The sequence below is a fragment of the Streptomyces humicola genome (assembly GCF_024436035.1).
Lineage (GTDB): Bacteria > Actinomycetota > Actinomycetes > Streptomycetales > Streptomycetaceae > Streptantibioticus_B > Streptantibioticus_B humicola.
On sequence record NZ_JANFNG010000032.1, the window covers coordinates 60,344 to 74,370 of the forward strand.

The 14,027-nt window shown below is 72.2% G+C and carries 12 protein-coding genes; 1 reads left to right on the forward strand and 11 read right to left on the reverse strand.

What is annotated here, in order from left to right; translation table 11 throughout:
• Window positions 1–2: 2 nt before the first annotated feature.
• Genes NGB36_RS27975 through NGB36_RS28015 form a run of 9 tightly spaced genes read right to left on the reverse strand, consistent with a single transcriptional unit; the run spans window position 3 to window position 10,852 of the window.
• Window positions 3–767 carry a 4'-phosphopantetheinyl transferase family protein gene (locus tag NGB36_RS27975; RefSeq protein ID WP_255923339.1) on the reverse strand — a complete coding sequence of 255 codons (765 nt, stop codon included), beginning with the start codon at window positions 765–767 and terminating at the stop codon, window positions 3–5.
• Complete coding sequence (locus NGB36_RS27980) at window positions 712–1,647, reverse strand: 2-oxo acid dehydrogenase subunit E2 (RefSeq protein ID WP_255923340.1); 936 nt, start codon at window positions 1,645–1,647, stop codon at window positions 712–714. Before NGB36_RS27980 ends, NGB36_RS27975 begins: the two co-directional genes overlap by 56 nt.
• A complete protein-coding gene (locus NGB36_RS27985) occupies window positions 1,644–1,871 on the reverse strand; it encodes a phosphopantetheine-binding protein (protein ID WP_255923341.1) in 228 nt (75 codons plus the stop codon). The genes NGB36_RS27980 and NGB36_RS27985 overlap by 4 nt, the downstream gene beginning before the upstream one ends.
• On the reverse strand, window positions 1,850–3,769 hold the full coding sequence (locus NGB36_RS27990; RefSeq protein WP_255923342.1) for an HAD-IIIC family phosphatase: 1,920 nt from the start codon (window positions 3,767–3,769) through the stop codon (window positions 1,850–1,852). Before NGB36_RS27990 ends, NGB36_RS27985 begins: the two co-directional genes overlap by 22 nt.
• An 11-nt stretch (window positions 3,770–3,780) precedes the next feature.
• A complete protein-coding gene (locus NGB36_RS27995; protein ID WP_269470661.1) occupies window positions 3,781–4,815 on the reverse strand; it encodes a 3-oxoacyl-ACP synthase III family protein in 1,035 nt (344 codons plus the stop codon).
• A gap of 14 nt (window positions 4,816–4,829) precedes the next feature.
• A complete protein-coding gene (locus tag NGB36_RS28000) occupies window positions 4,830–6,944 on the reverse strand; it encodes a beta-ketoacyl synthase N-terminal-like domain-containing protein (protein WP_255923344.1) in 2,115 nt (704 codons plus the stop codon).
• Entirely contained in the window at window positions 6,941–7,234 is a 294-nt protein-coding gene (locus NGB36_RS28005) for an acyl carrier protein (RefSeq protein WP_255923345.1), read from the reverse strand. The genes NGB36_RS28000 and NGB36_RS28005 overlap by 4 nt, the downstream gene beginning before the upstream one ends.
• Before the next feature lies 1 nt (window position 7,235).
• Window positions 7,236–9,026: an acyl-CoA dehydrogenase family protein gene (locus tag NGB36_RS28010; protein WP_255923346.1), complete on the reverse strand. Its 1,791-nt coding sequence runs from the start codon at window positions 9,024–9,026 to the stop codon at window positions 7,236–7,238.
• A complete protein-coding gene (locus tag NGB36_RS28015) occupies window positions 9,020–10,852 on the reverse strand; it encodes an acyl-CoA dehydrogenase family protein (RefSeq protein WP_255923347.1) in 1,833 nt (610 codons plus the stop codon). The genes NGB36_RS28010 and NGB36_RS28015 overlap by 7 nt, the downstream gene beginning before the upstream one ends.
• A 348-nt stretch (window positions 10,853–11,200) precedes the next feature.
• Between NGB36_RS28015 and NGB36_RS28020 the strand changes: the two genes are divergently transcribed.
• Window positions 11,201–13,420 carry an NADP-dependent isocitrate dehydrogenase gene (locus NGB36_RS28020; RefSeq protein WP_255923348.1) on the forward strand — a complete coding sequence of 740 codons (2,220 nt, stop codon included), beginning with the start codon at window positions 11,201–11,203 and terminating at the stop codon, window positions 13,418–13,420.
• 103 nt (window positions 13,421–13,523) lie between these two features.
• On the opposite strand, the gene NGB36_RS28025 is transcribed toward NGB36_RS28020, so the two are convergent.
• Together NGB36_RS28025 and NGB36_RS33925 are read right to left on the reverse strand one after the other, a co-directional pair.
• Complete coding sequence (locus NGB36_RS28025; RefSeq protein WP_255923349.1) at window positions 13,524–13,952, reverse strand: SCP2 sterol-binding domain-containing protein; 429 nt, start codon at window positions 13,950–13,952, stop codon at window positions 13,524–13,526.
• Window positions 13,952–14,027 (reverse strand): adenosylhomocysteinase (locus tag NGB36_RS33925; RefSeq protein WP_372509547.1); only part of this gene is annotated, 76 nt, incomplete at its 5' end. The genes NGB36_RS28025 and NGB36_RS33925, both read right to left, overlap by 1 nt.

A 14,027-nucleotide genomic window follows, 5' to 3' on the forward strand; every position in this document is an offset into this window, starting at 1 on the left:
GTTCATGCCGCCCGCCCTTCCGCCGGCGCCGGCTGCCCGGGTTCCTCCGGCTCCGAGGTGAGCGCCGAGACCAGGCCCTCGTCGAGCATGGTTTCGGCCGCGGTGTCCTGGGTGTCGCCGAATCCCGCGTCGAACAGCGCCCAGCTGGTGGTGTAGCGGCCCTCGACCTGGCAGGTTCCGAAGCTCCACTCGCGCCCGGTGCCGGGCGAGCCGTCCGGCATCAGTACCTGGACCGGGCGGCCGCTCGGTCCGAAGCCGAACTCGTTGAAGCGGAAGCGCATGCCCTGCCCGATGGCCTTGGAGTAGGCCTCCTTGAGCGTCCAGAGCCGGACCATCTCCTTGTTGCGGTGCTCCTCGTCGACACAGGCGAGCGCCATCCGTTCGTACGGCGTACAGACCTGGCGCTCGATGCCGGAGACCAGCATCGGGCGGTCGGCGAGTTCGGCGTCGACGCCGATCCAGCCCCTCCTGGTGATCCCGACCATCAGCAACTGCTCGGTGTGCGTGAGGCTGATGCCGATCTGGTCGCAGCCGCGCAGGAAGGGGCGGCCGCCCGCCTGGTACGCCAGTTCCACGGTGTGCGGGGGGGCGTGAATGGCCTTGGCGGCGACGTGCTTGAGGAGCAGACGGGAGGCGGCGAAACGTTCCCGCACCGGGCGGTGGCGCATCGCGCGGTAGCGCGGCCAGTCCCGGCCCATCATCCGCTGCAGCTCAGGCCCCTCCAGGTCGTCGGGGATCCAGTCCTTCAGCAGCCCGTGAGCGATCACGCTGCCCCGGTCCCGCAGGGCGTCGAGGACCTGCTGCCAAGGCCCTTCCGGGCCCGTCACCGCCAGGGGCTGTCCGATGGCCGACGGGCCGGAGTTGAGGGGCGTGCCACCCCCCGGCAGAAACAGCATCGCAGCCCTCCAGTAGGTGTACGAGATCGTCGAGGACGTCGGCGGCAGCGGCACCGTCGATCACCCGGTGGTCGAATGTCATGCCCAGCCGCATGACGGGGGCGGCCACGACCTGCCCCTGCCGCACGACCGGCCGCTGGGCGATCCGCCCGGCGTTGAGGGTGACCGCCGTCCCGCCGTAGGCGTGGAAGGTGTCGGCCCGGTGGTTGCCGAGCGAGCTCACCGCGACGCTGCCGAGCAGCTCGGGGCGGCGCGCGGTACGCGCCATCGCCGTCCGGAAGGCGAGCCGGCCGACGGGGGCGGGGAGCCGGCCGAGCAGCCTGATCCGGTCACCGCTTGCGGAGGCGTCCTCGCCGCCGTCACGGCACCGGTCGACGAACTGCTGGATCGCGTCGAACTCCAGCCGGTCGGCATGGTGCAGCACAGCGGTGCGGACGCAGCGCCCCTGCGGTGTCATCCGGTCCATCGCCAGCTTGACGTGGACGGCGTCGTACCGGACGGTGCGCGGAGCGACGAGGCCGGCCGCCGCCGCGTTCGCCTCGGGGTGCGCGGCCATCACCCGGCTCGCCGCCCACACCAGCCAGCCGGCCACCGACGAGCGCGTCCCGGCCGCGCGCGCGGCGGACCGGTGCGCCTCGATCGCCGACATGTCGACCTCCGCGGCGAGGTGGACGGGTGACGCCGAGCGCGCCCACTGCAGGAAGTAGCGGGTGTGGCGTCTTGCGCGGTCGGCCGCGGCGACGGCATTCACTCCGCGGCCACCAGGGCATGGATCTCCGCGAGGCTGCTCGCGGAGATGACGTCGGCGACTGGCAGCGGACGGCCGGTCGCCGCCTCCAGTACGGCGATCAGGCGCAGCAGGAGCAGCGAGTCCCAGCCGGGCAGGGCGCCCAGCGGGGAGTCGGCGTCCGCCGGCCGAAGGGCCATGCCGAGCTCTTCGTTGACGAGTGAGATCAGTTCCCCGACGCCGCGCACGACCCCTCCTCCACGGTGGCCTGCATGGTGGCCTGCATGGTGATGTCGATCTCGACGTGCTCCGGCGGCTGTTGCGGCGCGGCGGTCGGACGGGCGAAGACCCAGAGCCCGTCCGGCCCGTTTCGCCCGTTCCGCCCGTCCGGCCGTTCGGGCGCGAAGCCGTGGCGCAGATACAGCTCGCGTACCGCCGCGTTGGCACCGGTGTCGCGCCAGTGGGCGCGCAGCTGTCGGGCTCCCGCGTCGCGGGCCGCGGCGACGAGCGCGGCGAGGCAGGCGTCCTCGATCTCCCGGCCCAGCACCCGGCAGCTGAGCGCGAGGTTCTCCAGCGTCCATCTGACCGGCTCGGGGCGGATGAACAGCGCGCCGGCCAGCCCTTCGTCGCCGAAGCGGTCGGCGGCGCGGATTCCGAGCACCGCGCCGGTGCGTGCCCGGTCGGTCACCTCGGCGGTGGTCCAGCGGGCGCCGGTGGCGTTGAGACGGTTGGTCCGGGCGGTGAGCTGGGCGATGCGCGGCAGGTCGGGTGCGGTCGCTGGCGCGATCCGGACGACGACGTCGAGCGAGCGCAGGAAGGCACGGTGGTCCAGGAGCTCCTCGCGCAGCCGGGCGCGCCGTGCCCGTCTCCGGTAGCGCTCCGGGCGGGCCCGGTCGTCGTCGGTGAGCTTCAGCGTGTCGAACCAGCCGTCGGCGAGCAGCCGGTCGGTGTGCAGGGCGGGCTCGGCGTCCAGGGCCGGCACGGCCGTGCCGGGGAGGGCGGAGCGGACCAGGTCGCGCTCGGCCGCGGTGTCGTCGACGAAGACCAGCGACCCGGTGGACAGGCCGAGTTCCTCCGCGATCCGCACCAGAGCCTCGTGCTTGGGCCCCCACCCGGCGGCGATGGTGGTGAAGTCGCCTTCCCGCAGCAGCATTCCGGGGTGGGCGCGCAGGGCCCGCCGGACGCGTTCCTCGTCGTTCTTGGTGCACAGCGCGACCAGGACGCCCTGCGAGCCCAGTTGCCGTACCGCCGCCTGCAGTTGGCGGTGGGCGGCTCCGACCTGGACGCCGTCGGGCCCGTCGGCGTCGAGCGTGCCGTCCCACAGGGTGCCGTCGAGGTCGAGGACGAGGCACTTCTTCGTATCGCCGCGCAGCGCGCGGGCCAGGTGCGCCACCTCGCGTGCATATCCCGCGAGCAGGCTCGTGGCGAGCGGCGATCCGGCGTGGACGCCCATGCGCGGGTCGTCGGCCCTGGCCCCCGCCGCGGTCACCGGATCGAGGTCGAGCACCACGACGCCCTCGCCGGGCCGGGAGAGCCGTAGCAGTCCTGAGGTGAACTCCCGCCAGGCGATGCCGAGCTCGGCGCGCGAGGCGAGGTCGAGCAGTTGCTGGGCGTGGTGGCGCAGCAGCGGGACGGTGTTGAGCACCAGCGTCGATCCGGGCCGCTGCTGCCGGTGGGAGGCCGCGAGCCGGGCGATCAGGTCGAGGCGCTCGCCCAGAACGCGCTCCGCGTCGGCGGCGCTCCAGGTCTGCGGCAGCCCTTCGAAGACGGTGAACGGGTCGAGGACGCAGAGCGCGAGATCGGGGCGGTGGGCGGCGAGCGGCGAGGACGGGTCGGTGAGCTCGCCCACCCAGCCGTTGAACTCCCCGGCCCGCACGTCGGGCAGCATGCCGTGCCGGGCGAACTCCGCGGCCAGCGGCGCGACGACGGCGCCCGGCACCGCCCGCCCGGCGGAGACGGTGACCCGTACGACCTGAGTACCGGGGTGGTGGCGGAGCACTTCACCGGGCGCGAGCCGGGAGAGGATCACCCCGGCGCCCGCGAGCCGGTCGGCGTCGAGCCGGTCGAGGAGCGTGCGCACCCGCGGGTAGGCGGCGGCGAGCTGCCCCGCCGCATGCAACTCGCGCACCTCCCGCAGGCCGCTCATGGCGCCTCCTGTCATGACGCCTCCAGGCCGAAGCCCGCAGCGATCCACTTGCTGGACTCCACACATGCGCACAGCGCGCGCTGCCCGGGCGTCATCAGCGCAAGCAGCCGTTCCAGCTGCGAGAGGACCAGGGCGTTGCCGGTGTTGCCGGTCTCCGCGACGCAGGAGACCTCCTCGGCCCGCTCGGCACCGAGCCGTTCGCGGAGCCCGGCGGCGATCCTCGCGGTCATCCGGCCGCCGAGCTGCGGCGGCAGCAGGTAGTGGAGCTGCTGTCCGCTCCAGCCCAGCCCGTCGAGCAGTTCGGTGCAGATCCTTTCCGACAGCTCGGGCACCCGGTGCTCAATCGCCTTGTAGTCCTCGGTGACCGGCGACCCTCCGCCGGCGCGGTCGGCGGCTCCATACCATTCGACGCGCTGCCCCGGAGCGTGCCCCGGCAGCACGGGACGGTGCACGGCCGCACGCAGACGCACCACCGCACCGGACGCTCCCGACGCACCCGACGGCTCCGCGGTGACGACGGCTGCACCGGCGCCGTCGCCGAAGAGCACGTAGTTGACCAGCTCGCCCGGCGGCATACGGCGGAACTCACGCGTCAGATCGAGGTGCTTGACGCAGACGTCACCGCCCATCACGAGCCCGGCCCGCGCCCCCGCCCCGATCAGCGCGTCGGCGAGCGCGAACGCCTGCACGGCGCCGGAGCAGCCGGACTGCAGCTGGTAAACGGGGGCTCCGGTGACGCCGAGCCGGTCGGCGACGACAGCGGCCGTCGTCGGCATGAGCGCATCCGGCGTCGCGGTGGCGAGGACGACGAAGCCGATCCGGCCGGGGTCGACGGCGGCCCGGTCGAGGGCGCGTTCGGCGGCCTGCCGGCACAGGTCGGCGAGGGTGTGGGTCGCCTTGCCCGTGGCCAGATCGGCGGCGAAGTGCCGGGTCCTGGTGCCGATGAACGTCTCGATCCACTGGCGGGACAGCCCGAAGCGTTCCTCCAGCTCGTCGTTGCCCACCGGCTCGCCCGGCAGCGCGCTCGCCACCGACGTCAGGTGCAACACGGTTCCGCCCCTCACGCGCAGGCCCCGGCCAACTGGCCCAGCTGGCCGCGCAGGTAGTCGGTCAGCGTGGCCGGGGTGACCAGGCTCGACATCATCTCCGGAATGGACAGCTCGCCCAGCTCCGGAATCCGCTCCTCCAGCCGGTACTTCAGCTCCATGAACATCACCGAGTCGAAGCCCAGGTCGTCGTAGAACCGGTCGTCGTCGTGCAGCCCCTGCGGCTCGGTCCCGATGATCCGGGCCACCGTCTCCCGTACGGAGTCGACCAGCCCGCCCTCGGCGCCGGCGGGCGCAACCGCGGTCACGGTGGCGGTGACCGGCGCGGCGGCGAACCGCTGCGGGGTTAGCCGCCGGTGGACCCGCTGTTCGGGCGGGTAGAGCGCGTCCCAGTCCACCTCCACGCCGTGCAGGTAGAGCTGCGCGGCCGCCTCGGCGAGCGCACGGTCCATGGGCTCGCCGTCGAGCGGGATCCGGACCACGGGCACGGACGGCGGCACCGCTACGGACGCATCCCCGATCCGCACGACAAGACCGGCCCCGTCATCCGGTACCGAGCCGGATCCGAGCCCGATCCCGAGCTCCGCCAGGCGGGCCGCCACCTCCCGTGCGCTGCCGTCCCGTTCGTCCGCCACGACGGCGACGACGGGCGGTTCGGGCGGCCGCCGCGTCCCCGGCTCCGCTGCCCTCGCAGCGTCCTGCAGCGCCGCGACGAGGCGGACCGTATCCGTGGCGGGCATCGCGATGCGGTGGGCGAGACCGGTCCTGACCCGGTTGCTGCTCCAGCAAAGGGCAGCCACCGGCTCGTTGCAGCGCGCCGCCAGATCGTCGGCCTGCGCCTGGAGATTGCGGCGCAGCGCCGCGGCATCGGGGGCGGTCAGCGTGAAGACTCCGGCATCCCGGCCGTCGTCGGTGCTCCGCCGCTGCGGAACGCCGTCGGCCCACGCATTGGCGAGCAGCGCGTGCGCGTTGCTGCCGCCCATGCCGAAGCTGGAGACGCCGGCGATGACGCGGCGGCCGTGCGGCAGCGGCAGCGGTGTCCGCACCAGCCGCAGGCCGTGCCCGGCGAGGTCGAGTGCGGGATTCTCCGGGCCACCGGTCAGAACCTGCGGTACGAGGCGGTGGCGCAGCGCGAGCACCGCCTTGATCAGCCCGGCGAGCCCGGCCGCGCCCTCGGCGTGCCCGATGTTGCCCTTCACCGAGCCGACCGGGCACGGCTCGGCCCGGCCCTCACCGTAGACGTCGCCGAGCGCCCGCGTCTCGATCAGGTCGCCCACCGGTGTGCCCGTGCCGTGCGCCTCGATCCAGTTGACCTGTGCGGGGCGGACCTGCGCACGCCGGCATGCGGCGCGCATCACCTCCCGTTGGGCGCGGCGTGAGGGCGCCACGATGCCGTTGCTGCGGCCGTCCTGGTTGATGGCGCTGCCCAGCAGCAGCGCCTGCACCGGCCTCCCGGCGAGAACCGCGTCCGCCGTGCGGCACAGCACGACGGCGGCGACGCCCTCGGCGCGGCCGATGCCGTCGGCGGCCGCGCCGAACGGCTTGCAGCGGCCGTCCGGCGCGGCAAGGCCGGCATGGCGGTAGAACCCGTCGAGCGCGTTGTCGAGCACCAGGTTGACGCCGCAGGCGACGGCGAGCTCGCACTCGCCCGACAGCAGTGCACCGGCCGCGAGGTGGACGGCGACCAGCGCCGAGGAGCAGGCGGAGTCGACGGTCAGGCTCGGGCCGCGCAGGTCCAGTTGGTAGGAGAGGCGGTTGGCGAGCATGGAGCGCCCGGCGCCGGTCCCGGTGCGGGCCGTGAGGGTGCCGCCGTCGGCGAGCTGGATCCGCGACCAGTCGTCGGCCATGGCGCCCACGTAGACGCCCGTGTCGGTTCCGGCGAGCGCCGACGGGTTGACACCGGCATCCTCCAGGGCGCGCCACACGGTCTGCAGCAGCAGCCGCTGCTGGGGGTCCATGGCGGCGGCCTCGGCGCGGTCGATGCCGAAGAAGGCGTGGTCGAAGGCGTCCGCGCCCTCCAGGTGGGCGCCGTCTGCGCGTTGGCCGCCCGCCAGTAGCTCCCAGAAGGCGTCGGGGTCGGGCGCGCCGGGGAAACGGCAGTCAAGGCCCAGGACGGCGACGCCTTTCACCGTTCCTCCCCCAACGGGCCGGTGACGCGGCGGACGCACTCGGCCGCCAGATGGCGGGCGAGCGAGTCGACGGTGGGGTAGTCCCAGGCGACGGTCGGCTCCAGGTAGAGGCCGAAGTCGTCCTCGATGTCACCGAAGAGGCTGAGGGCGGCGACCGAGTCGAGCCCGTACTCCGCGAACGGCACTCCGGTGTCGATCTCCTCCACCGAGCGTCGCAGATACTGGCCGAGCCGCTCCAGAAGCCAGCTGCGGAACTCCCTCTCCTGGGGACTGGTTCCCGAAACCACCATCTCAGCCTCCATGGGTCACCCCGGTGAGCGGGGTGTCGTAAAGGTCGTAGCTGCGCCGGTCGTGGAACCGTTCGAGCACCTCGGGCAGCAGTCCTGCGGTCTCCTCCGCGGCACGCTCGGGCACCGGCAGACCGAGCCGCTTGCAGATCCGGGCCAGGGCCGCGGTGGTCCACACCGGGCCGGCGATGAAGCCCGGCTCGTCGTGACGCTGGGCGCGCCATACGCCGAGGCACGCGGCGCCGGCGAGGACGAGGGCGTAGCGGTCCGCCAGGGCATAGGCCTCGGGGCTTGCCAGGGCGGTGCGGTCCTGGGGCCGCATGTCGAGGCATCGCTCGCGCAGGGCGCGCAGTTCGTCGACGAGGGCGCGGGCCATCTCCCGCAGTGTCCCGACCGGGTCGCCGCTGCCGTACGAGTCGAGCCATGCGGTGGTGGCGACGAGCGAGGCAGCGAGCCCGTCGTCGCTCGCCGCGAGGGTGAGCCGTCCGGTGTCGAGCGGCGGCAGGTCGTCGTGGATGCGGAAGAGCGCCTGGGGCGGCTCTTCGCCGCCCGACAGCCAGGAGTTGCGGGCGAGCCTGGGCAGCTGCGGGATGATCGTGGCCTGGCATGCGGCGGTGCCTGCGTGGCCCAGACTGGTCATCGGCAGGTCGCGTACGTGCTTCTGGAAGACGCCGTACGCACCGTCGCGCACATAGAAGTTGGCGCCCAGCACGATCGACAGGTCGTAGGTGGCCTCCTGCAGCAGCTTGGGGACCAGGTACTTGACGACGGCGGCGTAGACGCTGGTCTGTTCCGGCAGCAGGTGGACCGCACGGGTGCCGACGAGCGCGAGGCTGTCGCAGATCAGCAGGTCGACGAAGGCCCCGGCGACGGTGGCGCGGACGTGCGGGATGTCGAAGACGGACCTGCCGTACAGCTGCCGCTCGACGGCGAAGCCGACCACCGTGCGCAGCGCGGTGTCGCCGCCGCCGAGCACCATGCCCGGCACCGCGCTGCGGGTGATCTGAAAGGAGCGCAGGGCGAGTTCCACACCCTGCCCCGCTGCGCCGACCAGCGCGTCGGCGGGCACGGGGCAGTCGCGGAAGTCGAAGCCGCCGATCGGGCAGCCGCGCACGCCCGTCGTCTCGTAGCGGGGCAGGTGGCTGAAGCGGTCGCGGGGCAGCCGGGACTTGTCGATCAGCAGCACGGAGTGGCTGCGCGAGCCGGGCGCCGGGGAAGTGCGGCTGAAGAGCACCATGGCCTCGGCGCGCGTCGCATTGTTGATCACCTCCTTGCGGCCGTCGAGACGGAAGCCTGCGGTTCCGCCGCCGTTGCCGTCGTCCTGCTGGGGCACGGCCGCGAACTCGTTGCGCACGAAGTCGTTGCCGTGCGCCAGTTCGTGGTAGGCGATGGCGAGCCGTCCGCCGCTCAGCAGCAGGTCGGCCGTCCAGCGGCGCTGCTGCGGCGTGCCGGCGACCCACACCGCGACGGCGGCGAGGAACGAGGTGACGCCGTAGCCGAGGCCCAGCGATGCGTCCCGGCGGAAGACGGGCCGCAGGACGCGGGCGAGGGTGTCGATGCGGTCGAGCCGGCCGCCGAGCTCGAGCGGGATGAACTCCTGGTTGAGCCCGAAGCGCGCTAGGGCGGCCTCGGCCTCCGGGATGAGTTCGGCCCGTTCGTCGGCGGCGAGCACGGCGGCCTCGCCGAACGGGTTGTCGGGGTCCCCCGGGTCGCCGAAGAGCGCTTCGAGTGCGGCCACTCTGGCCTCGGGCGCGTCGGGGCCGGCGGTCCCGACGCACGTGGTGTGCTTCAGCATGACGGCGGCCCCTCCGCTATCGGGCAGGGCAACAGTGAAAAAAGGAAGCCCTGTTGGTAGTGCGCGACCAGTCGCTCGTACAGCTCGTCGAAGACGCCGTCGTCCGCCGCGGCGTCCTGGCCGTCCTGGCCGTCCTGCATGCCCAGGCGCGCGAGGATCCGGCGCAGGCTCGCGTGCAGCCACAGCCCGTCGCGCCACAACTCACCCGAGCTGCACTCCGCCTCCGCGGCCTCGTTGCTGTGCAGCCACAGCCCGAGGCAGGCGGCTCCGGCGAGGCACAGCGCGTAACGGCGTGCCTCGGTAAAGCACTCCGCCGACGCGTCGGCCACCGTGGGGGCGACGCGGCGCATGCGCCGGTGCAGCTCGCTGGCGGCGTCCCCCAGTTGCTGCGCGCGCCGTGCCGCTCCGGCGAGCGCCGGCGCGCGGTCGGCCATGGCAGACAGGCGGGCGACGGAGCCGGGCAGGGTGCCGAGGATGCTGCTGCCGTAGCGGGAGACGAGCGCGAGCCCTTCGGCCGCGAAGCGCGGCAGGGTGCGCTCCAGGTCGAAGAGCATGGCCAGGCCCGGGCGGTGGTCGTCGGGGCCGAGGTAGGCCCGCGCCAGCGACCGGAACTGGGAAACGAGAGCGTACTGGTTGACGAGGCTGTTGCCGTCGAAGATCCCGACGATGCGGTGGTCGCGCGCGATCTTCTGATACATGCCGTGCGCGTACTGCTGCCCGAGCACCGAGCGCGCCCCGAGTAGTGAACCGAGCCGGTCGATGACGCCGTCCACCAGCGACGGCACCAAGTACTTGACGGCGGCGGCGGTGACGCTCAGTTCGCTCGGCAGCGCGTGGATGCTGCGGACGGCCACGGTGGAGACGGCCTCGCACAGCAGCAGGTCGGCGAAGCCCTCCGCGAGCGTGCGGCGGGTCAGCGGCAGGTCGGCGAGGTGACGGCCGTACAGCTCGCGGCCCCGGGAGAAGCGCACGGCCAGGCGCAGCGCCTGGTCGGCGGCGCCGAGTGAGAGCGAGGGACACAAGGCGCGCGAGACCTGCAGGGACTTCATCATCAGCTCGGCGCCGCTGCCCTCGGTGCCGATCAGCGTCTGCGGCCCGACCAGTGCGTCGTGCAGGGTGATGCCGCTGATGTCGGCGCCGCGGACGCCGTGGGTGTGCACCTTGGGCAGGCACTGCCAGGCCTGCGCCGGCAGGTCGTCCTTGTCGACGAGCAGGGCGCTGAAGCCGCGCGGGCCGCCGGCCGGTGAGGTGCGGGCGAGCAGGGTGATCAGCCGTCCGCGGGTGGCGTTGTTGATCAGCCACTTCTCGCCGTTGAGCCGGTATCCGCGCCCTTGCGGTTCGGCGGTGAGCTCGCCGGCCATGATGTCGCTGCCATGGGTGCGTTCGGTCAGGCCGAGCGAGACGCGGGCGCCGGCTCGTACGAGGCCGCCGAGGCGGGCGGCGGTCGCGGCGTCGGCGCCGACCCACACGGGCAGCGAGCCGAGGAACGTCTTGCCGTGCGCGATGGTTGTGGTGAGGTCGCGCCGGGCCGCGGTGCGGATCAGCATTTGCAGATCCTGGAAGTCGTCGAGTGCCCCGCCGTAGGCGGCGGGTACGTAGTAGTGCGCGAGCCCCCAGGTGTTGAGGGCCGCGCAGATCTCGTCGGGGAAGGTCTCCGTACGGTCGAGGCGGATCGCGTGCTCGTAGGAGAAGACGGTGGCCTCGTCGCACGGGTCACCCAGTTCCCGGTCGAAGCGCGCTGCCAGCGCCCAGGACCGGTGCCGGAGCCCGGTGACCGGTACGGTCGTTGGAGCCGCCGCCGTCCTGGGTGGCAGGGCCGTCACCATGTCCGCCCTCCGTTCATCCGGCCTCACGTCATGGGATGGCCGTCACCGGCCGTCGACCGAGGGTGGACAGAGCACCTCGAAGGCGCCTCGAAGGCGCATCAAAGGGGGCCTTGACCGGTTCTGAAGCGGTTCGAGGGACTTCGCGCCACATGGCGCGTATCACGCGCTGTACGTCCGCCGTGCCATGGCGTCGGCGACCACTCAGGCGTGATCACACGCCACACCTGATCACTCCCTTGTGTCACGTCCGTCACGCGTGTCACACGGGCCGGGGGGTCGGGTGCCCGGGAGGGGCGATCACGAGATATCTTGATGTCAAGACGATGTAGACGTGAAGCTGGAGTATCGGTGACTGACTCGACGATCATCTACACACACACGGACGAGGCCCCGGCCCTGGCGACATACTCGTTCCTGCCCGTGGTCCAGGCGTACGCCAAGAAGGCCGGGGTCAGCGTCGAGAGTCGCGACATCTCTCTGGCCGGCCGGATCATCGCCAGCTTCCCCGAGCGCCTCGACGAGGGACAGCGCATCGACGACGCACTCGCCGAGCTCGGTGAGCTGGCCAAGACGCCCGAGGCCAACATCATCAAGCTGCCGAACATCTCGGCGTCCATCCCGCAGCTCAAGGCCGCCATCGCCGAGCTGCAGCAGCTGGGCTACGCGCTGCCGGACTACCCGGACGAGCCGAAGACCGACGAGGAACGGGAGATCCGCGCCCGTTACGACAAGGTCAAGGGCAGCGCCGTCAACCCGGTGCTCCGCGAGGGCAACTCCGACCGCCGCGCCCCCGCCTCGGTGAAGAACTACGCCAAGACCCACCCGCACCGGATGGGCGCCTGGTCCCCCGACTCGAAGACGAACGTCGCCACGATGGGCGCCGACGACTTCCGCTCCACCGAGAAGTCCGTGGTCAGCCCCGAGGAGGGCTCGCTGCGCATCGAGCTGGTGGGCGACGACGGCAGCACCACCGTTCTGCGGGAGTCGGTGCCGGTGCTGGCGGGCGAGGTCGTCGACGCGTCCGTCATGCGCGTCGGGCCGCTGCGTGAGTTCCTGACCGAGCAGGTCGCCCGTGCCAAGGCCGAGGACGTGCTGTTCTCGGTGCATCTGAAGGCCACGATGATGAAGGTCTCCGACCCGATCATCTTCGGCCACGCGGTGCGGGCCTTCTTCCCGAAGACGTTCGCGGCGTACGGCGAGACGCTCGCCGCGGCCGGCCTGAGCCCGAACGACGGGCTCGGCGGCATCCTCAAGGGCCTGGAGTCGCTGCCCGAGGGCGAGCAGATCAAGGCGTCCTTCGAGGCCGAGCTCGCCGAAGGACCCGATCTGGCGATGGTCGACTCCGACCGCGGCATCACCAACCTGCACGTGCCGAGCGACGTCATCATCGATGCCTCCATGCCGGCGATGATCCGGACCTCCGGCCACATGTGGGGCCCGGACGGCCAGGAGCACGACACCCTCGCCGTCATCCCCGACAGCAGCTACTCCGGTGTCTACCAGGTCGTCATCGACGACTGCCGCGCCAACGGCGCCTTCGACCCCGCGACGATGGGCTCGGTCCCGAACGTCGGCCTGATGGCGCAGAAGGCCGAGGAGTACGGCAGCCACGACAAGACATTCGAGATCCCGGTGACGGGCACGGTACGCGTCGTCGACCAGGCCGGCACCGTGGTCCTGGAGCAAGTGGTCGGCGCCGGCGACATCTTCCGCGTGTGCCAGGCCAAGGACGCCCCGATCAGGGACTGGGTGAAGCTCGCCGTCAACCGAGCCCGCGCCACCGGTGCTCCGGCGGTTTTCTGGCTCGACAAGGACCGCGCGCACGACGCGAAGCTGATCGAGAAGGTCAAGGCGTACCTGCCCGAGCACGACACCGAGGGCCTGCAGATCGAGATCATGTCGCCGGTCGAGGCGACCAGGTTCTCCCTGGAGCGGATCCGTCGCGGCGAGGACACGATCTCGGTCACCGGCAACGTGCTGCGCGACTACCTGACCGACCTGTTCCCGATCCTGGAGCTGGGCACCAGCGCCAAGATGCTCTCGATCGTCCCGCTCATGAACGGCGGCGGGCTCTTCGAGACCGGAGCGGGCGGCTCGGCGCCCAAGCACGTCCAGCAGCTCATCAAGGAGAACTACCTGCGCTGGGACAGCCTGGGCGAGTTCTTCGCGCTGGCGGCCAGCTTCGAGCACTTCGCGAAGACCACGGGCAACGCGCGCGCCCAGATCCTCGCCGACACCCTCGACCGCGCGACCGCCACCTTCCTCAACGAGAACAAGTCGCCCAGCCGCCGCCTGGGCGGCATCGACAACCGCGGAAGCCACTTCTACCTGGCCATGTACTGGGCGCAGGAGCTGGCCAGGCAGACCGACGACGCCGAGCTCGCGAAGGCGTTCGCCCGCCTCGCCAAGACCCTCACCGAGCAGGAGCAGACCATCGTCGACGAACTGATCGCGGTGCAGGGCTCCCCGGCCGACATCGGCGGCTACTACCGGCCCGACGACGCCAAGGCGTCGGCCGTCATGCGTCCGTCGAAGGTGTTCAACGAGGCCATCGCATCCCTGGGCTGACGCGATCGAGTGATCCAGTGATCATGCGAGGGAATGGTCCTCCGGGCCGGACGGCGGCCCGGGGGACCATTCCCATGCGGTGCCGGCAATCCCGTGCATCGCGCTAGTCCGCGCCGAACCAGGCTGTCCAGTTCATCGCGAAGTAGATGTCGCCCGAGATCTTCAGGCGCCCTCCGACGAACGCCTGCGAGCCGGTGATCTCGCCGACGGCGAGGGCCACCAGGTCCTCCAACTCCACGGCGATCGTTGAGTCCTCGCCGTCGGCGGGCGCCTCACCCGTCACCTCGCAGCGCCCGTCGGCGACGACGACCCAGCGGTGCCGGACGCCGCCCGGGGTGCTCACCTCGTAGTGGAAGACCCCGGACTGGCCGCCGGTGCGCTCGGGGTGGAAGCAGGCACGGATCCAGTCGAAGACCAGGTCGAGGAGGCGCCCGGCCGCGGCCTCACCGCGCGCTCCTCCGCTGCGTACCTCGTGGCGGCTGGTCGCGACGGCGCCCAGCAGACCGCCCCTGGGCGATTGACGGCCAGTCATCAGTACCGGTAGTGGTCGGACTTGTACGGGCCCTCGACCGGGACGCCGATGTAGGCGGCCTGCTCGGGGCGGAGC